The following is a 23464-nucleotide window of genomic DNA, read 5'->3' as shown; positions in this document are numbered from 1 at the left end:
TTCATATTTAGAAAATAACCACGAAGAACACGGAGAGCACGAAGTTTTTAATACCTTGAATTAATGCTGTTGTATTCTCCGTGTCCTTCGTGTTCTCTGTGGTAAATAATTTGCTCTCGTTCCCACGCGCTACGCCATGAGTTGGCTTTCCCGCCTACAATCTACAGCGCTATGTAACCAACATAAGCCCGGTAAGCCGCAATAACGGACAGCATCAGAAAGATAGCTCCGCTGATCTTGTGCAGCAATATGAGCGGGACTTTTTTCAAAATAGTGCGCCCGGCCATAATGCCCAAGGCGGAGGTTGAGGCCAGTGCGGCTGTCGAACCGAACCATACGGCAATAGGCGCTGCGGTGCTGCTTAAGCCGACAACCGCCAGCTGGGTTTTGTCGCCGAATTCAGCCACGGTAATCAGTAAAAAAGTGGTAAAGAAAATACCGTGGCCGCTTTTTTCCTTAATATCCTCATTTTCATCTTCCATTTCCAGGCGTAAGGAATGAATGCCGAACGCGGCAAACAGGACGGCGACGATAGTCGCGACGATATATTCCGGTAACCAATTGGCAATGGCGACGCCAAAAACAACGGCTAGGGTGTTTAAAAAGGCAAAAGCCGAAATAGCGCCCAGTAAAACCGGCATGGCTCTGTGCCGTGATGCTAGCGTCATGCATACTAATTGGCTTTTATCACCGATTTCGGCGGCTGCAATCAGCACAAAACTGGTCGCTGCTGTGGCTGAGATTTCGCCAAAGTTATCGGCGCTCAGCAATGATAAAACTTGGTGGAAGGAGTCTTGAAGGCTTTGAAAAATATTTGCTGTACTCAGTGCTGTTAGGAAATGTTGTACGTAGCTTTGAAGTTGATCCATTTTGTTTCCTGTGTCCGCCGTTAGTAAGGCACCTATAGAGCGCCCTACAACGGCGTGGAAAGATAGGTATTAGTAGCCCAGCATGTTATCCAGGGCCATCATAATAATGAAGCCGATCATTAAGGCAAAGGTAGCATAACGCGAACGACCGTTGGAATGGGTTTCGGGAATAATCTCTTCGCTGATCACAAAAAGCATGGCGCCGGCGGCAAAGCCCATGGCTATCGGCAGGATAGGTTCGAAGATAGTGACCATGGTGACGCCCAGCAGGCCGCCCACCGGTTCGACCAGACCGGTTAGCGTGGCAATACCCACTGCTCGCCACTTGTTGTAACCTAGTCCGACCAAAGGCAGGGCAACGGCCAAACCTTCGGGTATATTTTGCAGGGCTATCGCAATAGCCAGAACCACGCCGTTTTTCATTTCTCCGGATCCGAAACTAACACCGACAGACATGCCTTCAGGAAAGTTATGGATGGTAATCGCAATGATGAACAGCCAGACTTTTTTTAGGGAACTCAGATGAACATCGGAAACGGAATTGAAATGCACATGCGGCAGTTGGCGGTCGGCATAATGCAAAAATAGGGCGCCGATCATCATCCCTATGGAGACGATGTAAATACCTTTGCCTGGCCAGATTTGATTGCCGTAATCCATGCCTGGCACCAGCAGGGAAAATGCGGTCGCTGCCAGCATCACGCCGGCGGCGGCACCGAGCATGCTGTTGAACAGGTTTTTGGAGATGTCTTTGAAAAACAGGGCCGGTAAGGCGCCAAGGCCGGTAGCCAGTCCGGCCAGAATACTGGCAAAAAAGCCGATAACCACAACCTTGCCAAAAATCACATACAAGCTGCCAAATACGATTAGTTGTGATAACAGGAACAACCCGGCCAATGTCGCCCAACGTTTTAGCGGCGGCATAGCCAGCAGTTTTTGATAGTTTTCGCTGGATTTTATCGCGGCTACTTGATTTTCAACATAGCGTTGCCATTGATTTACAGTCTTTGTGGTTAATGTCATAAGATTTACCTGTATCGGCTTTTGTTTTGGGATGTGCGCGAGGCATTATAACCAAATACCCCATAACCTGGGTTTGTTTGTAGTGAGCCCAGAGGTTTAGTGACGATGCACTCAGTGAGCTTATTGTTTGGGAATATTTCCTTTTATCGTCGACTCTCTGGCGCGTGTGTGTTGATTTGACTATGATGCGTTTCAAAAATTGAAAATCTAACCCGGCTAATTTAAGAGTGACCATGAAAAAACTGATCTACACAATACTTGGGTTAAGTCTGGCGGCGGCCAGCGCCGTATCGGCCAAAGATAAGCCGCAGGATTTGGGCATTATCGACGTAGTCGGCGTTACTCCGTTACAGGGTAGTGGAGTAGCGGTCAATAAAATACCGGCCAATATTCAAACCGTTACTGCCGAGCAGCTGGAAAAAGCCCAAAGTATCAGCTTGGCGGATTATATCAACCGCTATTTGGGCAGCGTGCATATTAATGAAGCGCAGAATAACCCGCTGCAGCCGGATATTTCTTATCGCGGCTTTGTTGCTTCGCCGCTGTTGGGCTTGCCGCAAGGCTTATCGACCTATGTTAACGGTGTCCGCTTTAACGAACCGTTCGGCGACACGGTCAATTGGGATTTGATCCCCGAAGGGGCGATTGAGTCGATGGCTTTATATCCGGGATCTAACCCGGTTTACGGCCTGAACAGTTTGGGCGGAGCCATATCGATCAAGACCAAAACCGGGTTTTCGGCGCCCAAGCATGAACTGGAAGCTTACGGCGGTTCCTGGGGCAGACATTCGGAAGAATTAAGCAGCGGCTGGAATAACGGTACCTGGGGCTATTTTCTAGACCTGCATCACTTTGAGGAGGACGGCTGGCGGGATTTTTCGCCGACCAAGGCCGATCAGGCGTTCGGCACCTTGAGCTGGCGCGGCGATAAGGGCTCGTTAGACCTAACCTTGGGCGGCAATGATAATAACATGCGCGGCAACGGCGCCGTGCCTGTCCAGTTGCAGCAACAAGACCGGGCGGCGGTATTCACCCACCCCGACCAGACCGTCACCCGAATGTTCTTTTCCGAATTGGCAGGCAGTTATGATCTGGCTGATGATATTGAAGTCAGTGGTAATGGCTATTTCAGGCAGAACCGCATCAGGACTTTTAATGGCGATAACAGTGATTTTGATGACTGCCAACTGTCTGGAAATGCGGGATTCTTGTGCGAAAACTCGGGCGCTGATGATGAAGAAATTGCTGTCGATGTGAGCGGTAATAATGTGTTTGCCAGCGACGCGGTTGAAGGCGCAACCAACAACACCAGTCAAACTCAGATGCGCAGCCGTGGCGGCACCTTGCAGACGGTGTTTGCCCGGGATTTGTTCAAGCATAAGAACAATCTGACGGTGGGCACCAGTTACGATTATGCCGAGACCCATTTCGCTTCGGACACCGAGCTCGGTTCGCTGACCGATACCCGGGGCACCACGCAAAGCGGAATTCTTATCGACGAATCCAGGGTTCGTTTACATACCAATACCTCAACGGTGGGCGTATTTCTGACCGACAGTTTTTCCATTACCGATGAGCTAACGGCGACTATCGCCGGGCGTTATAACTACAGTCATATCAATATGGAGGATAAGTATATAAAAGATCCTGCAAAAACCCTGGACGGTTCGCATACCTTTGACCGGCTTAATCCTTCTGCCGGATTGACTTATCAAATCAGGGATAATCTGAACGTGTACGGCAGCTACAGCGAGTCGGCCCGTGCGCCTTCGCCGATGGAATTAAGCTGTGCCGATCCGACGGCTCCGTGTAAATTGCCCAACTCGTTTGTGGCCGATCCGCCGCTGGAACAGGTGGTTGCCAAAACCTGGGAAGGCGGGGTCAGAGGCGATCTGGATGAGCTGTTAGGCAACGGGGATTTGAAATGGAACCTGGGTTATTTCAACACCATCAATCACAACGATATTATTTTTCGCCGCGATGCCTCCAGCGGTCTTATCAGCCAGGGTTATTTCGATAATGTGGGCAAGACCCGCCGCTACGGCATAGAAGCGGGGACGACTGTTAATTATCCGCAGCTGTTCAGCAGCATTGATGACTGGCATTTTTCGACCAACTATACCTATTTGAATGCCCGGTTTATGGATGGTTTTGATATCCAGAACCCGCTGAATACTGACGAGGCTATTGCTGTTGGCAAGGGCGACAGAATTCCAGGCATCCCCGAGCATATCTATAAGGCTGCTGTGGGTGTCGATTTATGGCAGCGCGTATCGTTGGGTATTGACGGCATCTACAGCGGCAACAAGGTTTTCAGGGGCGACGAGGCCAATGTGACTGCGCCGCTGGCCGGTTACTGGGTATTTAATGCCAAGGCGGAATACAAGGTGACCAAGAATTTTGCGGTATTCGGCAAGGTCGATAATATTTTCGACAAGAACTATAACTCTTTTGGTGTTTATGGGCAGGCCAATGAGGTATTTCCGCAATTTGACAATAACCGGTTTGTGTCGCCCGGTGCGCCAAGGGCAGGCTGGATTGGAGTGCGCTTGAGTATGTAAGTTTTGTAGGGGGCGGTTGGTTGCCTTTTACAATGTAGGTGGCGATCCGGCAGGTCGCCCTTTATAATCACAAGAGTCACAGGTATATTGCAGCAATTCCCATTAACCTAAAAAAATCAGTTAGCTTTGATATTTTCGCACTACCACAAGGGCGACCTGCCGGATCGCCCCTACACTTACCGACATTCCTGTAGGCAATAAAAAGCCCGCATGAAGCGGGCGTGTTGAGTGCTGTTATTATTATTATTCAGTTGTTATTTTGCAACTTGACTCAAGCAGTGACACTTATTTTATTATTATTATCAGCTAGTCTACAAGACTAATTTCCCCCTCTTAGTCGGTAATTAAACCGGGCTCATTCCGTTAAGCTGGAGGCATTTTATGCAAATGCATCTTCCTTGTCTATTTAAAACTAATGTTTGTCGGGAAAAATATATTATTTTATAAAATACCCAATAAATACAGTTAATTATAGTATTTTAGATGATGCTAATGCTCGAAATCGCAGGCAGGCAGTACCTTTTTGTTCAGGTGGTATTCAGGTTTTTACCGCTCACGTCTGGCTTCTTCTTCCTGGTTAATAAAGAAGTTAAGGCGTTCATTAAGGATGGAGGAGAGTTGGAAATTAAGGCCTTTCGATTTTTGTGCCAGCTTTATTTGCAGGATTGCATCTTTGGTTTGCCCGGTCGCATAGTAGTATTCTGCAAGATAACGATGCGATTCGGCCGGTTGATTTAAATCGCTATAAACTTGGGCCAGAAGTTGCGAATAAATCGGCAGGCGCTGGGTTTTAGACTGTAACTGAAATAAATTTTTCCGTGCCAATTCGGCATTACCGGCTTTGAGTAGAGCGGTAATGTATTCGAGTTTAATGGCTTCGTTATTGGGGAATTGCTCGGTCAGTTTTTTATATCGGGCCAGCGCTATGCTGTAGTTTTTGGAGTCCAGTGCTGTGTGGGCAAGTGCGGTTACGTATTGCGGCTGGTTGGGGTATTCTTTGCTCAGTTGCTGAAAAATGCTTTCTGCTGCATTAAATTTTTGCGACTTAAGTGCGCTCATCCCAAGTCCATAGCGAGTAACGGCGCGTTGTTCTGTCGTTCCTTGATTCAATCTGGATTGCAAATAGCTAAGCGTATCGGCATCGTCAGTGCTGGTTAAAACCCGAATTTTTGCTTTGGTTAACTGATAGCCGAGTGAGTCGGGATATTGTTTGTAGGGATAAGTTTCGGCACGTCCGCGGGTGTCGGAAATACGCGAGGCGGTAACCGGGTGAGTTCTTAAAAACTCGGGAATATTCTGGCCGTAATAGCGACTGGATTGCTGCAAGCGCTCGAAAAAAATGGGCATGCTACGCGGATCGAATTGCGAACCGGCCAAGGTTTGCATGCCGACTCGATCGGCCTCTGCTTCGTTTTCGCGAGTAAAATCAATTTGAAATTGAACGTTGCCGGCTTGAATCGCGATTATGGCTGCCTGGCCTAGTGCCGGGGATTGAGTGCCCAATAAAATTGCGGCCAAGGTCGCTGCGGCGGTAGGGATCGATAAGCGACTGGCGGCCTCATAAGCACGATACAAATGGCGTTGGGTAACGTGAGCAATTTCGTGCGCCATCACTGAGGCTAATTCACTTTCGGCTTCGGTGATTAAAATTAATCCGGAATTTACGCCAATATAACCGCCCGGCCCCGCAAAAGCGTTAATGTTGTTCTCCATGACCACAAAAAAATGGAACGGGTTGCCCGGCGCGTCGCTATTGACGACCAGTCTTTCGCCAATCGTCTGAATGTATTGCTGGATTTCGGCATCCTGATTGATGGCGATCTGCGAGTGCAGGCTGCGGAAAAATGCTTCGCCGAATTCTTTTTCTTCGGCGGGCGAAATCAGGGTGCCGGAAGAATCGCCCATGTCAGGCAATTCGATTTTGCTGATCGGGTCAGCCTGCTGCGGAGCAGGGAATAGAGCCAAACTTAAAGCCAGGGTAATAGCGAAGGATTTGAATTTCATGCAATAGGACTAAATTTATTAGCGGGTTTTCAAGCGGATTGTCGGTTGCTCAATGATCATATCGTCCGATTTATGATCTTGAGTTTTATCTGGCGGATGTGATGCAAGATAAGTCTATTGTTCCAGATATTCTTCGGTTTCGCAAAGCGGGAGGAAAATAAACTGGTTGCGACCTTTTTGTTTGGCTTGATAGAGTGCTGCATCAGCTTTGTTTAGCAGGTTGTCGCCATTTTTCGGAATGCCAGTGCAAACGCCGACGCTGATGGTTATCCGATGAAATGGGTCTGAGTTTATATGCGGTATTGCCAAATTAAAAACGGCTTTCCTTAGTTTTTCTGCAAATTGCTCGGCGATTTTTTGGGGTAAATAGGGCATTACCAGAACGAATTCTTCTCCTCCATAACGGGCAACGATGTCGGTGGCGCGTGAGATTTGCAATTTTAATGTCTCTGCAACTAGCCTTATTGCATTATCGCCAGCTATGTGCCCATAATAATCGTTATAGGCTTTAAAAAAATCGATGTCGATCATGAAAATGGATAAACAGTGCTTTTGTCTTTTTGCATCGGCTACGGCCATTTTGTAATGCGCATCGAAGAATCTGCGATTGCAGATGTCAGTCAAGCTGTCTGTTGTTGCTTCTTTCTTCAGGATTTCCGAATGAGAGCGTAATATTTTTTCGCGCTTGATTGATGTGCTGGAATCCGTTACTTGAATGAGGCTGCATGATTCGTCCCGTCGCGATTGAATGGGCGTGATACTGATCGATTGATACATTCTGGTTTGTTGCTGATTTTTCTCGAATGCATTATACAGTGGCAGTGGTGTGCGGTGCAGGGCAGTAGACAAAACGACGGGCAGTCTATGTGCCAAGGTGTTTTTGAGTGCGGACAGGAATGCAGGTGACATAGGTTCTGAAAACACCTGTTCAAGTGGCCGATTAAGGGCGTCTGCTTCGTTAATGCCGCTATGTTTGGCGATCCAGTTATTCCAGAGCAATATCCGGCTGTCGGCATCAATAACGATCAATCCGAGGTTAATGACATTGGATATGTCTTCCATGTCAAAATGCTTTATAGCGAGTTCACTCATGAAATAGGGTCAAGAAATTGATCGATATGGGTAACAAGATTGGTCAAAGACGCTGAACTTAATAGGAAGACCAGATTGCCAGCCGTGCTTTGATTTTCAATGGCTAGGTCGATATGCAAAATCATAATATACGGTTGATTAGTATTCTTCTTGAGTCGCGTTAATATGTCATCGGCTGATGCCACCGTGTAATTAGGTAAGGAACTGTCCAGCGTAAAGTTGAGCATGTCGGCCATCGCCGACAGACAGGCGTTCAAAATGATGTTGCCTAATTCGCACATGGCTTCGTGCTCAAACTCGGCAAGTTCTTCAAGGCTCATTTGCGAGTTCATCATATCGCTAACGATTTTTAAGGCTTGCCCCTCGGTAAATAAAAGCAGGGCTTCAGCATTAAATGGGCCGCTAAAGTTCTGGCTTACCGCGCCGAATCTGCCGCTATTCAGTGATAATGTTGTTGAGCTTATATCATTTGAGCTAATGACTTGTACAGAGGGCACGGATATACGCACTTCGTCGCCGACAATTTCACTTAGGCTTAAAGCGGCACGGCCAGCGCCGATGCTAAATACCTCCGTCAGCGCATCAAGTTGAAGTTCGTTCAGACTGTTCATTGAGTATTGTCAAAATAGTCTAACGCCAAAGCAATCGATTTTTCTGTGACTGGTTTTGCGACCAATATCGTGCCCAGTGAGCGCGCGCGTTCCTGGTGCGTTTCTTGAATGTTTGCCGAGAAAATAATAATTTTTACCGACGGATGATTAGTTAGTATTTGCTCTGCAGCCTCGGTTCCTGAAATGCCCGGCATATTGATGTCCATAGTACAGTAGTCTGGCAGGTCATTAGCAACGAGTGCAATAGCGTCTTCGCCACAGGCAGCTTCAGAGATGATCCATTCCGGGCGTTGACTCAGAATATGGGTGCGAATTAACATTCTCGATACTTTGCTGTCATCGACGATCAAAAGTGTTTTTGTTGAACTGTCTGCAGGCATGATTGGTTTTTTTGCTGGATTTAAATTTGCGATATTTTACATTAAAAGACGGTAGTGCGCTTAGCTATTCATTATGATTGGGTGCGTGATGTATAGGATTTTTTAGTGGATAAAAATATTCACTGAGAGCTGATGTTGCCGCTAAGTTGAAGTAACGAGAAAAATCGTTACTTCAGTCGCAAATTGTTAAGGGATATTGGCTTAGAAATTGACGTTACCTTGTACCCAGACTTTTTGAGTATCGGTAGAGAAAGCGTCGGCATCGTAATTGGCATATTTAGCCAGCAAGGAATAATGTTTGCCGAATTTTTTAACCGCTTGAAAATCCCATTCTTTACCATAGTGAGAGCGACCGGTATCGTCGGTGAAATCGTGATAAATCGCTGATAATAGTAGGCTATCGTTCTCCATAAAGTTTGCATTGACGGTGCCGAACACATCACGAATACCCTTGTCAGGCGTCGCCAGAAATATGTCTGCCCAGCCTTGGAATGCGTGATTGGTGCCCAGTGGCGTATCGAAAGTCCTGTTTTTACCGGAACCGTTAAGTTGCTCCATAGCGCCTTGAAAGCTGACGTTATAGGCGGTAAATCCGCCCATCAGATTGAAACGGTTGGCCTGATAAGGGCTGGAGTGCAGGTAATCCTGCTGATAACTCCATTCGGCCGTGTACAACAGGCTGTAGTGGTCATAGAATTTTTTCGGCTTAGCGCTGTTAATAAAGCGCAGGCCGTAAGTCTGGCTCGATTTTTCAAAATTCTCGCGTTCGGTATAATCAAGCCAATAGCCATAGCCGATCAGGTTGCCGTAGTCGCCGAGGTTATAATTGGCGTTGAGTATCGGTGCGTTGATGTTTTCAGTCGTGGCGGTAAATGTTTGCACATTACCGATATAACCGACATTAACCGTCAAGTCTTTAAGCGATTTGTTGGTAATCAGAACCGAATCAAATGTGGTTTCCAGTTGTCTCCAGCCTACGTTGCCGATAAATCGATCGTCATCAAGCTTGATGCGTTGTCGCCCACCTTTAATAAGAGTATCGGGGATGCCGGCATAACTGAGCCATAGCTGATTAAGTTCGTTGTAACCCGGGTCTGCAACCGTTGAATATCCAGGCTTGTTGCTTCGCCCGTTGTTGTAATCCGATTGTAATACATGGGTACCTTCGTATTCTACATAACCTTGTAAGCCGTAAAATGCGGGTGAAAGTACACCTAGACGGGTGCGTAGGGTGTTGGCGTTGGCGGTTTTTTGCGGCCCTCTGTCCTGATCGACGTGTTCGTAACGATAAGTTGTATCCATTTTGACGGCGCCACCCTTGCCGAATTTAAGCGAATCTTCAATTGCCCGTGTGCTATCAGCGTTTACCGGGCTACCGATAGCCGCTAGTGATAGCAGCGCTAAAGATAAGGCGCATGATGGTGCTTTTATGGGTTGTTGTGGCATGAAGATCTCTTTAATGTCAGGATAATAAAGAGAAATATTATATCAATATAGTCTATTTTTCATAGGGATATGATGCACTTATGATAAATAAGGTAAGGTTGTATTTAATCGTATTAAATATCACATATTTTGTGGTAATGTGTGCGTAAATAACATTAAAAAAAAGGATGAAATACCGTGGCAGACATGAGCCTCTCCCAACAAAAACGCGCTCTTACCTCGAGTACCGTGGCATTCACCGTTTGCTTTGCGGTCTGGACTATCTTTTCCATCATCGGTTTGCAAATTCAAAAAGACTTGGGTCTAAGCGAGACCGAATTCGGCTTACTGGTTGGCACGCCAATACTTTCAGGGTCGTTAATTCGGCTGATGCTGGGTATCTGGAGCGATCAGTACGGCGGCCGTATCGTTTATTTGTTGGTGATGGTGACGGCGGCTATTTCGACTTTCTTGTTGACCACCGTTGAAACCTATACGATGTTTCTGGTGACGGCGCTCGGTATCGGCGTTGCCGGCGGTTCGTTTGCCGTGGGTATCGCCTATGTTTCGCGCTGGTATCCTAAAGAGAAGCAAGGCACGGCGTTAGGTATTTTTGGGCTCGGCAACGTCGGGGCGGCGGTGACCAAGTTCATTGCACCTTTTATAATGGTTGCATTCGGTTGGCATGCGGTCGCGCAAATCTGGGCGGCAGCTCTGCTGCTGATGGCGGCAATCTTCTGGTTTGTCACTGAAGACGAACCGATGCTTAAACAGCGCCGCGAGTCCGGCAGTAAACCCGAACCCTTTCTAAAACAACTGGAACCGCTGAAAGACATGCGGGTCTGGCGGTTTTCGCTGTATTACTTTTGCGTATTCGGCGCTTTTGTCGCCTTGGCTTTATGGTTGCCTCGCTATCTGGTTGGCGCATACGGTTTCGATATTAAGTCGGCGGGTATGCTGGCGGCGGCCTATTCCATTTTTGCCAGCCTGTTTCGCGCACTGGGCGGCTGGTTGTCAGATCGTTATGGCGCGCGGTTGTTGATGTATTGGACGTTTATTGTCGCTACCATTTGCACGTTTTTTCTGTCCTATCCGCCTACGGATTATATCGTGCACGGCAGCAAGGGCGATATTGCTTTTAGTCTGGCGATTCAACCTATGGGCTTTATCTTTCTGGTCTCGGTGCTGGGTTTGTTTATGTCATTCGGCAAGGCGGCGGTGTACAAACATATTCCGGTTTATTATCCCGATAACGTCGGTGCTGTCGGCGGCGCGGTCGGCATGATTGGCGGTCTGGGCGGGTTCTTGTTGCCGCTGACCTTCGGTATGTTGAATGATTTGACCGGTATCTGGAGCAGTTGCTTCATGTTGCTGTTCGTATTGATGGCGACTGCGCTGACCTGGATGCATTTTTCCATTGTACGCATGGAACGCCGGGTTGTTCCTGAATTGGCTAGAGTTTCAACTGATCTGCCGGAATTGAGTCATCCCTCAACATTGGTGCTGACCGATTGGAATCCTGAAGATAAAAGTTTCTGGGAAAAGACCGGCAAGCGTATCGCGACCCGCAACCTGTGGATCAGTATTCCCGCCTTGCTGCTGGCTTTTGCGGTGTGGATGGTGTGGAGCGTCGTGGTGATTAATCTGCCCAGCATCGGTTTTAGCTACACCACCAACCAACTGTTCTGGTTAGCGGCATTACCAGGATTATCGGGCGCGACCTTGCGGATTTTCTATTCGTTCATGGTGCCGATTTTCGGCGGCCGTCGCTGGACTACGATCAGTACCGCTTCGTTGCTGTTGCCGTCTTTATGGATAGGTTTTGCGGTGCAAAATCCTGATACGCCTTATGTATTAATGGTGGTGTTGGCCTTGTTATGCGGTTTTGGCGGCGGTAATTTTGCCTCCAGCATGGCGAATATCAGCTTTTTTTATCCCCAGTCTCAAAAAGGTACGGCCTTGGGCTTGAATGCCGGTTTAGGCAATTTGGGCGTCAGTACCGTGCAGTTTGTGGTGCCGCTGGTTATCGCCGCGAGTGTATTCGGTTCACTGGGTGGCGATCCGCAAGAGTGGGTCAAGGCTGGAGTCACCAAATCCATCTGGCTGCAAAACGCCGGATTTATCTGGGTGCCGTTTATCATCGCAACCAGTATCGCGGCGTGGTTCGGCATGAATGACATTGCCTCCGCCAAGGCCTCATTCAAAGAGCAATCGATTATTTTCAAGCGCAAACATAACTGGCTGATGTGTTGGCTTTATACCGGCACATTCGGCTCGTTTATCGGCTATGCGGCCGGTTTTCCGATGTTGATTAAAATCCTGTTTCCTGATATTAACCCGACTCAATATGCCTTTTTGGGGCCGTTGGTGGGGGCGCTGATCCGACCTGTCGGCGGGTGGCTGGCGGACAAACTGGGCGGAGCGCAGGTGACGTTGTGGAATTTCGTGATCATGGTTTGCGCGGTGTTCGGCGTGTTGCATTTTATGCCTTCGGCCGATAATGCAGGTGATTTCTGGGGCTTTCTTGCGATGTTCATGCTGTTATTTATCACCACCGGCATCGGCAACGGTTCCACCTTCCGTATGATTCCGGTTATCTTTATGACTGAACGCTTATGTGCGGCAAAAGGGCAGGGCGAAGAAGCTGTTGCCAAAGCCAAAAAAGATGCGGCCAAAGAAGCGGCGGCGGTGTTGGGCTTTAGCTCTGCAATTGCCGCTTACGGTGCGTTCTTTATCCCCAAGAGTTACGGCACGGCTATCAGCATGACCGGCACTCCGGATGCGGCGTTGTATTGTTTTATCGCTTTTTATCTGGCCTGTATTGGAATTACCTGGTGGTTTTACGCGCGTAAAACGGCGGCTATGCCTTGTTGATTTTATAGGTCGGCTAACCCGACCTTGTTTCTATCCAAGCCAAAGATATATTACCTACATAGTTGAAATTAAGATGAGCAAAATAACTGAGGAAATGATTTTAGCGTGCTACGAAGCGTTTAGAGCGGGTAACCTTAACCATGAGCCTAAAGGGATGAATGGTACTTCAGCCAAAATGACAATGCGTTGGCTTGATAGCATCTTAAATACAAGAAAGTCTTACAATCGTAGCGGTAGCTGTATGCAATATCGCGTTATCTTAGAAAGGATTAGACAGGATTATGATAGTCAGAGAGCCAAGGAAGCGGCATTAGTGCTAATGGAGTATTGCGAACAACATAACAAGCAATCTCACATAATGATATTAGAGCGGTTTATAAATATTTAAAAACGATATTATCTAGCTTAGTCGCGTAGGTCGGGTTAGCGTTAGCGTAACCCGACACCATACAACAAAAGCGTCGGGTTACGGCAAGCCTAACCCGACCTACGAACATAGGTAAATCTTATGAGTCATTTTCTGGATCGTTTACTGTTCTTCAAGAAAAAAACCGAAACTTTTTCCGATAATCACGGTGTGGTGACCAATGAGGACCGAAGCTGGGAGAACAGTTACCGATCGCGTTGGCAACACGATAAAATCGTGCGCTCTACGCACGGCGTCAATTGCACGGGTTCTTGCAGTTGGAAAATCTATGTCAAAAACGGGCTGGTGACCTGGGAAACCCAGCAAACCGATTACCCGCGCACTCGTCCCGACCTACCCAACCATGAGCCGCGCGGCTGTCCTCGCGGTGCAAGTTATTCCTGGTATTTATATAGCGCCAACCGCCTTAAATACCCGCTGATACGCGGCCGTTTGGTCAGATTGTGGCGCGAAGCCAGACTGACTTTAGACCCGGTTGACGCTTGGGCGTCGATAGTCGAAGATCCGGCTAAAACCACTGAATATAAATCGGTACGCGGCTTGGGCGGTTTGGTTAGAGCCAATTGGGAGGAAGTCAACGAAATCATCGCTGCGGCCAACATTTACACGGCTAAAACTTTCGGCCCCGACCGGATTATCGGTTTTTCGCCTATCCCTGCTATGTCGATGGTGTCTTATGCGGCCGGCAGCCGTTATCTGTCGCTGATCGGCGGCGTCAGCATGAGTTTTTACGACTGGTATTGCGATTTGCCGCCCGCATCGCCGCAAACCTGGGGCGAGCAAACCGACGTGCCCGAATCGGCGGACTGGTATAACGCCGGGTTTTTGATGTTGTGGGGATCGAACGTACCGCAAACCCGAACTCCCGACGCCCATTTCATGACTGAGGCGCGTTATAAAGGCGCGAAAGTCGTGGTCGTGAGCCCCGATTATTCGGAAGCCAGCAAGTTCGCCGACCTATGGCTGCATCCGAAGCAAGGCACCGACGCCGCACTGGCGATGGCGATAGGGCATGTGATTCTCAAGGAATTTCATGTCGAGCGCCAAAGCCCGTATTTCAATCAGTATGTGCGCGAAAATACCGATTTGCCGTTCCTGGTCATGCTAAAAGAACAGGACGGCTACTACATCCAAGACCGATTCTTTAGAGCCTCGGACTTTCTAGGCCAGTTGGGCCAGGATAACAACCCTGACTGGAAAACAGTCGCCTATGATGAAATTAATGGTCACATCATCCCGCCTTGCGGTTCCATCGGTTTCCGCTGGGGCGAAAGCGGCCATTGGAACATCGAACAAAAAACCGCAGACAATCAGGAAGTAAAGTTACGCTTGAGTTTGACTGATATTAAAGACGATGTTGCCAGTGTCGGCTTTCCTTATTTCGGCGGCTCCGAACATCCGCATTTTACCCATTCCGCTCATGACGCTATTCAAAGGCGCAATGTGCCAATTAAAAAAATCACCTTGGCCGATGGCACTGAAGTGTTGGCGACCACGGTATTCGATTTGCTGGTTGCCAACTACGGGATAGATCGCGGTTTGGGCGGCGGTAATGTCGCTGCATCTTATGATGAGGATTTTCCGTACACACCCGCTTGGCAAGAAAAAATCACCGGCGTTAAACGGCAAAATGTGATTGCGGTGGCGAGGGAATTTGCGAGAAACGCCGAGAAAACCCAGGGCCGTTCAATGGTCATTCTGGGTGCGGGTATCAACCACTGGTACCACATGGACATGAATTACCGCGGCATCATGAATATGCTGATGCTGTGCGGTTGCGTCGGTCAGTCCGGCGGCGGTTGGGCGCATTACGTGGGGCAGGAAAAATTGCGTCCGCAGACCGGTTGGCTGCCCTTGGCGTTCGGCCTGGATTGGAAGCGTCCGCCACGGCAAATGAACAGCACTTCGTTTTTCTATAACCACACCAGCCAGTGGCGTTATGAAAAACTTAAAGTTCACGAGATTTTGTCGCCGCTGGCAAAGCCGAAAGACTGGCAAGGCAGCTTGATCGATTTTAACGTCCGTTCCGAGCGCATGGGCTGGTTGCCGTCCGCGCCGCAATTGCAAACCAACCCGTTGCAAGTGGTCAGGGATGCCGAAAAAGCTAAAAAAGACCCGATAGAATATGTCGTAAAATCGCTCAAAAGCGGTAAGCTGAAAATGTCCTGCGAAGATCCGGATAACCCGCAAAACTTTCCGCGCAACATGTTTGTCTGGCGCTCTAATTTGCTGGGATCTTCAGGCAAAGGGCATGAATATTTCCTGAAGTATTTGCTGGGCACGCAACACGGCTTACAGGGCAAAGACCTTGGCGATAGCGGCGATAAACCTTCGGAAGTCGAATGGCATGACACCGCCGCAGAAGGCAAACTCGATTTGCTGGTCACGCTGGATTTTCGTATGTCCACGACCTGTCTGTATTCGGATATTATTTTGCCGACCGCAACCTGGTATGAGAAAAACGACCTGAACACTTCGGATATGCACCCCTTTATCCACCCGTTGTCCAAAGCCGTTGATCCTGCTTGGGAATCGCGTTCCGATTGGGATATTTACAAAGGCATCGCCAAAAAATTCTCGGAACTGACCGTAGGCCATTTGGGACTGGAAAAAGATATAGTCGCCGTGCCGATCCTGCATGACACACCGGCAGAGCTGGCTCAGCCGCTGGACGTCAAGGATTGGAAGAAAAAGGAATGCGACCCGGTTCCCGGTAAAACCATGCCGACGTTGGTGGTGGTTGAACGCGATTATCCGAACACCTACAAAATGTTTACCTCGCTAGGGCCGTTGATGAGCAAAGTCGGCAACGGCGGCAAAGGCATAGCCTGGAACACCGAGACTGAAGTCAAACAACTGGGCGAACTGAATCGACTGGTAACCGATGAAGGTATCAGTAAAGGCTTGCCGCGTATCGAATCCGATATTGATGCAACTGAAGTCATTTTGATGCTGGCGCCTGAAACCAACGGTCATGTCGCAGTTAAAGCCTGGGCAGCCTTAAGCAAAATCACCGGACGTGATCATACCCATCTGGCGCTGCCGCGCGAAGACGACAAAATCCGTTTCCGCGACGTACAGGCGCAGCCCCGCAAGATTATCTCGTCGCCGACTTGGAGCGGCCTGGAATCCGAGCAAGTCTGTTACAACGCCTGTTACACCAATGTCCACGAGCGGATTCCCTGGCGTACGCTGACCGGCCGCCAGCAGTTTTATCAGGATCATAGCTGGATGCGGGCGTTCGGCGAGACCTTGTGCGTTTATAAACCGCCTGTCGATACCCGCTCCATTGCGCCGATTCTGGGACAAAAGCCCAACGGCAATGACGAGCTGGTCTTGAATTTCCTGACGCCCCATCAAAAATGGGGCATACACAGCACCTATACCGATAATCTGTTGATGCTGACCTTGTCACGCGGCGGGCCAATCGTGTGGATGGGTGAAGTCGATGCGGCGAAAGTGGGCATTAAAGACAATGACTGGGTAGAAGCTTTTAATGTCAATGGCGCGCTGGTCGCCAGGGCGGTCGTGAGTCAGCGTGTTCCTGAAGGCATGTGCATGATGTATCACGCGCAGGAAAAGATTGTTAATACGCCGGGTTCGGAAATTACCGGTATGCGTGGCGGCATCCATAACTCCGTTACCCGAGCGACGCTTAAACCCACGCATATGATCGGCGGTTACGCCCAGTTAAGTTACGGCTTTAACTATTACGGCACGGTCGGCTCCAATCGGGATGAGTTCGTGATTATCCGCAAAATGAGCAAAGTTGATTGGCTGGATGAACCCAGTGAAACCAGTCAAAATGCCAATCAGCAACAGGGGGCTTAAATGACTAATTTGTCTGGAACAAATTTGGACCGCGAAGCGGGTTCCGAAGGAACGCGGTCAAGGAAAGGACCGCGCAATATTCGCGCACAAATAGGCATGGTGCTAAACCTGGACAAGTGTATCGGTTGTCACACTTGCTCCATTACCTGCAAAAATGTTTGGACCTCGCGTAAAGGGGTTGAGTATGCGTGGTTTAATAATGTCGAAACCAAGCCAGGGGTAGGTTTTCCGCAACAGTGGGAAAACCAGGACAAGTGGAACGGCGGCTGGGTACGCAAAATCAACGGCAAAATAGAGCCGCGTCAAGGCGGTAAGCTTAAAAGTTTAAGGAATATTTTCGCTAATCCCGATTTGCCTGCAATCGACGATTATTACGAACCGTTCGATTTCGATTACCAGCATTTGCATACCGCCAAGGAATCGAAAAATCCACCTACTGCGCGTCCTTATTCGTTGATTACCGGCGAGCGCATGGAAAAAATCGAAGGCGGCCCGAACTGGGAGGAAATTCTGGGCACGGAATTTTCATCGCGTTCGCGCGACACCAATTTCGACAACATCCAAAAAGACATGTACGGTGAATTTGAAAACACCTTCATGATGTATTTGCCGCGTTTGTGCGAACACTGTCTTAATCCGACCTGTGTTGCGGCTTGTCCCAGCGGCTCGATCTATAAGCGCGAAGAAGACGGTATTGTTTTAATCGACCAGGATAAATGTCGCGGTTGGCGGATGTGCGTTTCAGCCTGTCCTTACAAAAAAATCTACTACAACTGGGAAACCGGAAAATCGGAGAAATGCACATTCTGTTATCCGCGCATCGAAGCCGGCGAGCCTACGGTTTGTTCGGAAACCTGCGTTGGGCGGATTCGTTATTTAGGCGTGTTGTTGTACGACGCCGACCGTATCGAAGCCGCGGCCAGCTGCGAGAACGAGCAGGATTTGTATCAGCAACAGCTGGATGTTTTTCTCGATCCTTTCGATGAGGAAGTGATAGCGGAGGCGCGTGCGGCCGGTATTCCCGAATCATGGCTGACAGCGGCGCAGGAATCGCCGGTTTATAAAATGGCGATAGACTGGAAAGTCGCGTTTCCGCTGCATCCTGAATTTCGCACACTGCCGATGGTTTGGTATGTGCCGCCGCTATCGCCGATTCAATCGGCGGCGGAAAACGACCAGATCGGTATGGATGGCGACATTCCCGATGTACGTTCGTTGCGTATTCCGGTGCAGTATCTGGCCAATCTGCTGACGGCGGGTAAAGAAGAACCCATCGTGTTGAGCCTGGAGCGGATGCTGGCGATGCGTGCCTATATGCGCAGTAAAACTGTCGATGGCGTGGTCAATACCGATGTGTTGGAGCGTGTCGGTTTGACCCAGTTGCAGGTTGAAGAAATGTACCGCTACATGGCGATTGCCAATTACGAAGACCGCTTTGTGATTCCAACCAGTCATCGCGAATATGCCAGCTCTACCTTCGATGCTTACGGCGAGCAAGGCGGCTGCGGATTCAGTTTCGGCAGCGGATGTTCTACGGGTAATAATGACACCAACCTGTTTGGCGGCAACAAAAAGCCGCAACGTAGCGGCAGTATTCCGATCAAGATTCCGATTAAAGTGGAACCGGCAAAATAAGGAATCATGATGCAAACATTAAAAGTTTTATCGCTACTGCTGAGTTATCCCGAAGCCGAGATGCTTGAAGCATTAGACGAAATGGCGGCGGTCGTCGAACAGGAAAACCTGTTGCTGGAAGACCATAAAAAATCCGTGCTGGCGCTGATCGACTCATATCGCGGCGCAGACCTGATGGATAGCCAAGAGGATTATGTGGCGTTATTCGACCGGGGACGGTTTTTGTCGCTGCATATATTCGAGCATGTCCACGGCGAATCCCGAGACCGGGGGCAGGCCATGGTTAACCTGCTGCAAATGTATGAAGCGCACGGCTTTGAAATGTCCACGCATGAACTGCCGGACTACATCCCGTTATTTCTGGAGTTTCTCTCGCAGCAGGAACAGGCCGAAGCGGTGCAGTTATTGCAAGACGCGATGCCCGTGTTAAGTTTGCTGGGTGCGCGTTTAACCGAACGCGGCAGCGAGTTTCGCGCAATTTTCGACGCGCTGGCAGGTTTCGCAGGCGAACCCGAAGCGCTGGAAGAAATCCGCCTACAAGCCGCCACCGAAGGCGAGGATGAAACCGTGGTAAATATGGATGAAATCTGGGAAGAAGAAGTCGTCAGTTTTATGGGGGCAGGGGATGCGTGTAAAAGCCAATCAGCCGCTGTTTGTAGGGGCGACCGGCCGGTCGCCCCTACAGTTCCGCGCGATCAGTTCGTAAAATTGCAAAATCGTTCTCTTTAAGAAGGAGTCAATCGTGGATTATCTCAATACCTTGTTATTCGGTTATTACCCCTATATCGCGATCAGTGTATTTTTCATCGGCAGCCTGGCGCGTTACGACCGCGATCAATACACTTGGCGCACCGGTTCCAGCCAATTTCTGCGCGCCGACGAATTAAGGCTGGGCAGCAATTTATTCCATATCGGCATCCTGTTGCTGTTCGTCGGGCATTTCGTCGGCCTACTGGCGCCGCCTGCGGTTTATCACGCCTTAGGCTTGTCGACGTCGGCAAAACAAATCCTGGCCGTTATTGCCGGTGGCGTTTTCGGCGGCGTGTGCTTAAAAGGCATTATCATTTTGATACGCCGTCGCCTGACCGATGCGCGCATTCGGGCCACCAGCAGTCGCATGGATATTTTTATTCTGTTGCTGATTGGGGTGCAGCTGGTGCTGGGTCTGCTGACCCTGCCTATTTCGCTTTATCATTATGACGGCGCTAATATGTTGCTGCTGGCGGAATGGGCGCAACGCATCGTGACGTTTCGCAGCGGCGCAGCGGATCAAGTCAGCGAGATCGGCATTATTTTCAAATTGCATTTGTTTTTAGGACAGACCTTGTTTCTGGTTTTCCCGTTCAGTCGTTTGGTGCATGTCTGGAGTGTGCCGTTGGGTTACATCACGCGACCTTATCAAGTCGTACGTAAGCGTTAAAAGATCAGGGCTTGTTGTGTACGCCTTCTCTGCTCAAACCCATTATTCAAAAGGCAAAATCATGAACAAATCATCCCGTTTGCTATTACTGTCAATAGCATTGGACGGCTTGACTACCGGCTGCACCGACGAAGCACAAACCAAAGCGCAACTTGATAAATACGCCGCTACTCAGGCCGAGAAGGCACAACATAAACCGATGTCTGTCGAAGAAATGGAAGGGCATTCAGCTGGCGGAATGCAGCATTCGATGCCGGTGCCCGCCGATGGACAAATGCAACATATTATGTCCGCCGAACCGGCGGGTACTCATCAAAGTGGTATGGACGAAATTGGCCGCCGCGCCGACGATCTGCCTGCTCCGTTGAACAGAACCCAAGCGCAGCGGGTTAGCGTCGATCTTTATACCGATGAAATCCTCGCCGAAATAATGCCCGGTGTAAGCTATGAATATTGGACTTATAACGGCAAAGTGCCGGGGCCGTTTATTCGTGTCGGAGCGGGCGATCAGGTAGAAATACATCTGAGTCGCGGTAAACCCAATATGGCGGGTGCAGCACCTAGTGAGCATGCCTCGGGTCACTCGGCGCATTCTATCGATTTGCATGCGGTGGTCGGTCCAGGCGGCGGAGCACCGTTAATGCAAGTTGAGCAGGGCGAAGCAAAAAGCTTCAGCTTTAAAGCCACGCATCCTGGGATTTATGTTTATCACTGCGCCAGTCCGTCCGCATGTGCCTACCCATATCGCCAACGGCATGTACGGCATGATATTAGTCGAACCGGAACAGGGCCTGGCAAAAGCCGACCGCGAGTTTTACGTGATGCAGGGCGATTTTTACACCAGCGGCAACTATGGCGACAAAGGCCTGCAAGCATTCAGCAAGGAAAAGATGTTAGCGGAAAAGCCCGAATATTTTCTATTTAATGGCCGGGTTAACTCACTCAGCGGCGATTGAGCTTTAAAAGCTAAAGTGGGTGAAAAAATCCGTCTATTTGTTGGAGTCGGCTCACATATCGCGGCCAACTTTCATATTATCGGCGGCGTATTCGACAGCTTGTATCCATATGGCGCGATCATGAATCCGCCGCTGAAAAACGTACAGACTACCGTCATAGCTCCAGGTTCTGCGGTGATGATTGAGTTCACTGCCGAAGTGCCGGGAACATACCTGTTGGTTGATCACAGTCTGACGCGTGCGATTGATAAGGGTGCGCTGGCTGAGTTGATCATAGAAGAGCCTGCACAGCCGGCGCTTTATCAGCCGATTGGGCGATAATGATATAGGTTGGGTTGGTGTTGTTCCAACCCAACCTACGCAATTTATTTGGCAGCAGGAGTAGCCGTTTCAGCTGGAGCAGTGGTTGCTTCAGGAGCTGGAGTAGGTGCTGGAATTGCGATCTCACCACCCGCTGTGTTGGTGGGTTGTTCGCTGCCTTTATCACAGCCGCTAAGTAAAGCAAGGCTAATAATGCCAGTTGTCAGCAGGATATTTAAATTCATGTTTATACCTTTAATTTGGTTAGATTGGTAAGATAAAAAAATTGTTGTCTAAAATTACCGCGAGTTAATTGTTCAATAAAAATAACGGATCTAAGGCCTTATTTGAATCTGATTCATTGCTAAATTCGCTAATTCATTCATTAACACAATCTAGGTATTATTTTAGATCGGACTCATGATAGAGCAAGTTTCCTTAATGGCAGATTAACAAGCTATGCAGCGCGGTAGAATAGGTAGAGCAATGCGAACCTCATCGCATCGGCGCGATATTGGATTATGATGGGTTTCGGCTACTGCTCCATGCGTCGCCTCGGCAATTGCTCCTGCATTGCTCTACCTTCTGCATAACCCACAGGGATGTGGGCTATGCAGAGAAATGACGGGATCATTTCAGTCGTAAAGCGCCTACTTTGGGTGCTCTGCCTCCTGCATCCATCCTATCTGGCTTTTCTCATCGGGACTCGCCCATGCCGTTAAATTGTTTTGCCAAATAGCTCGCATAGTTATCGGTCATGCCGCTGATATAATCAATAACCCGCATCAATGCCAGATATTTGGGCGTTAATTTTTCGCCTTTTTTGGTTTGACGGTCAAAAGTATCCCTGCCAATCAAATCGACTACCCGTTTACTTCTAAAAGATATTTCAGTGGGGTTATCGACCAGCTCTATAGCGGCGCTACACATAATATCTAACAATGTCGAAATGATGTGGTATGAACCTATTTCCAGTTCAATTTTTCGGGGATGTGAAAATATTTTAGTTTTTGCGGTATTTTTAGCCTGCTCTACAGACTCTCTGATATTAGCAGGACATAAAGAAATTAAATCGCTATGTTTGCCTTGAAGGAGTCCTTGTTCATTTTTAATAAAGGCTTCGGTTGCCGCGTCAATGTACGCCGAAATAACTTTCCCTCTAATGAGGGCCGGTTTTTGCCTATCAGAAGCTTTTGCTAAATCCGCTTCCAGGCTATCGATTTCCGATGGCTTCAATACCGGTTTCAATATATCAAAAATATCATCCCAGCGAAGAATGTCCATTTCAAGGCCGTCTTCGAGATCCAATATGCCATAACAAAAATCGTCAGCGGCTTCCATGAGGTAAACCAGTGGATGCCGACAATACCAGTTATCGCCTGGCTGTTTTTCCAATCCGACCGCTAAGGCAATTTCATCAAAAATGGCCAATTCTGACTGAAAAACACCATATTTATTTGGCTTTGGACGCTTTCCTTCGGCAGTAGGTAGTGACGTCCACGGATATTTGATAAACGAGGCCAGCGTTGAGTAGGTCAATCTCATACCACCGTCATCAGGGTGATATTCTGATGAAGTTAATAAGCGCAATCCCTGGGCATTGCCTTCAAAAAACAGGAGATCATGTTTTTCTTCAACGCTAAGGTCGGTCAAATGATGGTTGCCATCATATTTAAACCAATTGCGAATGGCTTCTTCTCCGGTGTGACCGAAGGGCGGATTGCCAATATCATGTGCCAAGCAGGCAGATTGGACAATGTCTCCCAAATCGGTAGGTACAAATGCCTCAGGAAGACAGCCTTTATCCTGTAATGCATGGCCGACTTTAATGCCTAAGCTGCGTCCAACACAGGCAACTTCAAGGCTGTGCGTCAAACGATTATGTATATGATCATTCGTCGCTAGCGGATGGACTTGCGTTTTCTTTGCCAAGCGCCTGAATGCGCCTGAAAATATAATCTTGTCGTGATCAGAATTAAAAGGCGAGCGCCCAAGCTCTTGTTTGGCTGCTGTATGACCCAGTTTGTCAGTGTTTAATAGCGTGTTCCATTCCATA

18 protein-coding genes are annotated in these 23464 nt (G+C 48.8%); 9 read left to right on the top strand and 9 right to left on the bottom strand.

Annotated elements, in window-relative coordinates; translation table 11 throughout:
- Positions 1–161: 161 nt before the first annotated feature.
- Positions 162–869, bottom strand: a complete 708-nt coding sequence (locus ABXJ76_RS14000; protein ID WP_432741347.1) for a TMEM165/GDT1 family protein — start codon at positions 867–869, stop codon at positions 162–164.
- A 69-nt stretch (positions 870–938) separates the two neighbouring features.
- On the bottom strand, positions 939–1892 hold the full coding sequence (locus ABXJ76_RS13995; RefSeq protein WP_432741346.1) for a ZIP family metal transporter: 954 nt from the start codon (positions 1890–1892) through the stop codon (positions 939–941).
- Positions 1893–2125: 233 nt separating this feature from the next.
- On the opposite strand from ABXJ76_RS13995, the gene ABXJ76_RS13990 reads away from it, so the two are divergent.
- On the top strand, positions 2126–4453 hold the full coding sequence (locus ABXJ76_RS13990; RefSeq protein WP_432741345.1) for a TonB-dependent receptor: 2328 nt from the start codon (positions 2126–2128) through the stop codon (positions 4451–4453).
- 546 nt (positions 4454–4999) lie between these two features.
- Here ABXJ76_RS13990 and ABXJ76_RS13985 read toward each other — a convergent pair.
- From ABXJ76_RS13985 to ABXJ76_RS13965, 5 genes are all read right to left on the bottom strand, one after another.
- Positions 5000–6457 (bottom strand): M48 family metalloprotease, encoded by a 1458-nt coding sequence (locus tag ABXJ76_RS13985; RefSeq protein WP_432741344.1) that lies wholly within the window; start codon positions 6455–6457, stop codon positions 5000–5002.
- Positions 6458–6571: 114 nt separating this feature from the next.
- Entirely contained in the window at positions 6572–7549 is a 978-nt protein-coding gene (locus ABXJ76_RS13980) for a diguanylate cyclase (RefSeq protein WP_432741343.1), read from the bottom strand.
- Positions 7546–8160 carry a chemotaxis protein CheC gene (locus ABXJ76_RS13975; protein WP_432741342.1) on the bottom strand — a complete coding sequence of 205 codons (615 nt, stop codon included), beginning with the start codon at positions 8158–8160 and terminating at the stop codon, positions 7546–7548. The genes ABXJ76_RS13980 and ABXJ76_RS13975 overlap by 4 nt, the downstream gene beginning before the upstream one ends.
- Positions 8157–8540, bottom strand: coding sequence for a response regulator transcription factor (locus ABXJ76_RS13970; protein ID WP_432741341.1), 384 nt, complete (start codon positions 8538–8540; stop codon positions 8157–8159). The genes ABXJ76_RS13975 and ABXJ76_RS13970 overlap by 4 nt, the downstream gene beginning before the upstream one ends.
- A gap of 201 nt (positions 8541–8741) precedes the next feature.
- Entirely contained in the window at positions 8742–9986 is a 1245-nt protein-coding gene (locus ABXJ76_RS13965; protein WP_432741340.1) for an alginate export family protein, read from the bottom strand.
- Positions 9987–10172: 186 nt separating this feature from the next.
- On the opposite strand from ABXJ76_RS13965, the gene ABXJ76_RS13960 reads away from it, so the two are divergent.
- The 8 genes from ABXJ76_RS13960 to ABXJ76_RS13925 all read left to right on the top strand — a co-directional run bounded on the left by ABXJ76_RS13960 (position 10173) and on the right by ABXJ76_RS13925 (position 21429).
- Entirely contained in the window at positions 10173–12839 is a 2667-nt protein-coding gene (locus ABXJ76_RS13960) for a nitrate/nitrite transporter (RefSeq protein WP_432746526.1), read from the top strand.
- A 73-nt stretch (positions 12840–12912) separates the two neighbouring features.
- Positions 12913–13227 (top strand): hypothetical protein, encoded by a 315-nt coding sequence (locus ABXJ76_RS13955; protein WP_432741339.1) that lies wholly within the window; start codon positions 12913–12915, stop codon positions 13225–13227.
- A gap of 120 nt (positions 13228–13347) precedes the next feature.
- The gene (locus ABXJ76_RS13950) at positions 13348–17097 is read left to right on the top strand and encodes a nitrate reductase subunit alpha (RefSeq protein WP_432741338.1); all 3750 of its coding nucleotides are present in this window, start codon (positions 13348–13350) and stop codon (positions 17095–17097) included.
- Complete coding sequence (narH, locus tag ABXJ76_RS13945) at positions 17098–18732, top strand: nitrate reductase subunit beta (protein WP_432741337.1); 1635 nt, start codon at positions 17098–17100, stop codon at positions 18730–18732. It abuts the gene before it with no gap.
- 9 nt (positions 18733–18741) lie between these two features.
- Positions 18742–19461: a nitrate reductase molybdenum cofactor assembly chaperone gene (narJ, locus tag ABXJ76_RS13940; protein WP_432741336.1), complete on the top strand. Its 720-nt coding sequence runs from the start codon at positions 18742–18744 to the stop codon at positions 19459–19461.
- Between the two features lie 13 nt (positions 19462–19474).
- Positions 19475–20152 (top strand): respiratory nitrate reductase subunit gamma, encoded by a 678-nt coding sequence (gene narI / locus ABXJ76_RS13935; protein ID WP_432741335.1) that lies wholly within the window; start codon positions 19475–19477, stop codon positions 20150–20152.
- Between the two features lie 61 nt (positions 20153–20213).
- A complete protein-coding gene (locus tag ABXJ76_RS13930) occupies positions 20214–21077 on the top strand; it encodes a multicopper oxidase domain-containing protein (protein ID WP_432741334.1) in 864 nt (287 codons plus the stop codon).
- Between the two features lie 46 nt (positions 21078–21123).
- Positions 21124–21429 carry a hypothetical protein gene (locus tag ABXJ76_RS13925; protein ID WP_432741333.1) on the top strand — a complete coding sequence of 102 codons (306 nt, stop codon included), beginning with the start codon at positions 21124–21126 and terminating at the stop codon, positions 21427–21429.
- Positions 21430–21473: 44 nt separating this feature from the next.
- Here ABXJ76_RS13925 and ABXJ76_RS13920 read toward each other — a convergent pair whose 3' ends face one another.
- Both ABXJ76_RS13920 and ABXJ76_RS13915 read right to left on the bottom strand, forming a co-directional pair.
- The gene (locus tag ABXJ76_RS13920) at positions 21474–21653 is read right to left on the bottom strand and encodes a hypothetical protein (RefSeq protein WP_432741332.1); all 180 of its coding nucleotides are present in this window, start codon (positions 21651–21653) and stop codon (positions 21474–21476) included.
- A 451-nt stretch (positions 21654–22104) separates the two neighbouring features.
- A complete protein-coding gene (locus ABXJ76_RS13915; protein ID WP_432741331.1) occupies positions 22105–23463 on the bottom strand; it encodes a deoxyguanosinetriphosphate triphosphohydrolase in 1359 nt (452 codons plus the stop codon).
- Between the last annotated feature and the right edge of the window lies 1 nt (position 23464).

Origin of the sequence: Methylobacter arcticus (genome assembly GCF_050917435.1) — a bacterium.
Classification (GTDB): domain Bacteria; phylum Pseudomonadota; class Gammaproteobacteria; order Methylococcales; family Methylomonadaceae; genus Methylobacter_A; species Methylobacter_A titanis.
Note: the sequence above shows the minus strand (reverse complement) of the source record. Positions and strands in the feature narration are given on the sequence as shown.

Bases quoted from the DNA above. Each gene is read 5' to 3' on its own strand.
- ABXJ76_RS13915 (WP_432741331.1), bottom strand. From the start codon at position 23,463: ATGGAATGGAACACGCTATTAAACACTGACAAACTGGGTCATACAGCA.
- ABXJ76_RS14000 (WP_432741347.1), bottom strand. From the start codon at position 869: ATGGATCAACTTCAAAGCTACGTACAACATTTCCTAACAGCACTGAGT.
- ABXJ76_RS13965 (WP_432741340.1), bottom strand. From the start codon at position 9,986: ATGCCACAACAACCCATAAAAGCACCATCATGCGCCTTATCTTTAGCG.
- narJ (WP_432741336.1), top strand. From the start codon at position 18,742: ATGCAAACATTAAAAGTTTTATCGCTACTGCTGAGTTATCCCGAAGCC.
- ABXJ76_RS13930 (WP_432741334.1), top strand. From the start codon at position 20,214: ATGAACAAATCATCCCGTTTGCTATTACTGTCAATAGCATTGGACGGC.
- ABXJ76_RS13980 (WP_432741343.1), bottom strand. From the start codon at position 7,549: ATGAGTGAACTCGCTATAAAGCATTTTGACATGGAAGACATATCCAAT.
- ABXJ76_RS13985 (WP_432741344.1), bottom strand. From the start codon at position 6,457: ATGAAATTCAAATCCTTCGCTATTACCCTGGCTTTAAGTTTGGCTCTA.
- ABXJ76_RS13950 (WP_432741338.1), top strand. From the start codon at position 13,348: ATGAGTCATTTTCTGGATCGTTTACTGTTCTTCAAGAAAAAAACCGAA.
- ABXJ76_RS13995 (WP_432741346.1), bottom strand. From the start codon at position 1,892: ATGACATTAACCACAAAGACTGTAAATCAATGGCAACGCTATGTTGAA.
- ABXJ76_RS13955 (WP_432741339.1), top strand. From the start codon at position 12,913: ATGAGCAAAATAACTGAGGAAATGATTTTAGCGTGCTACGAAGCGTTT.
- ABXJ76_RS13990 (WP_432741345.1), top strand. From the start codon at position 2,126: ATGAAAAAACTGATCTACACAATACTTGGGTTAAGTCTGGCGGCGGCC.
- ABXJ76_RS13920 (WP_432741332.1), bottom strand. From the start codon at position 21,653: ATGAATTTAAATATCCTGCTGACAACTGGCATTATTAGCCTTGCTTTA.
- ABXJ76_RS13970 (WP_432741341.1), bottom strand. From the start codon at position 8,540: ATGCCTGCAGACAGTTCAACAAAAACACTTTTGATCGTCGATGACAGC.
- narH (WP_432741337.1), top strand. From the start codon at position 17,098: ATGACTAATTTGTCTGGAACAAATTTGGACCGCGAAGCGGGTTCCGAA.
- ABXJ76_RS13975 (WP_432741342.1), bottom strand. From the start codon at position 8,160: ATGAACAGTCTGAACGAACTTCAACTTGATGCGCTGACGGAGGTATTT.
- ABXJ76_RS13960 (WP_432746526.1), top strand. From the start codon at position 10,173: ATGAGCCTCTCCCAACAAAAACGCGCTCTTACCTCGAGTACCGTGGCA.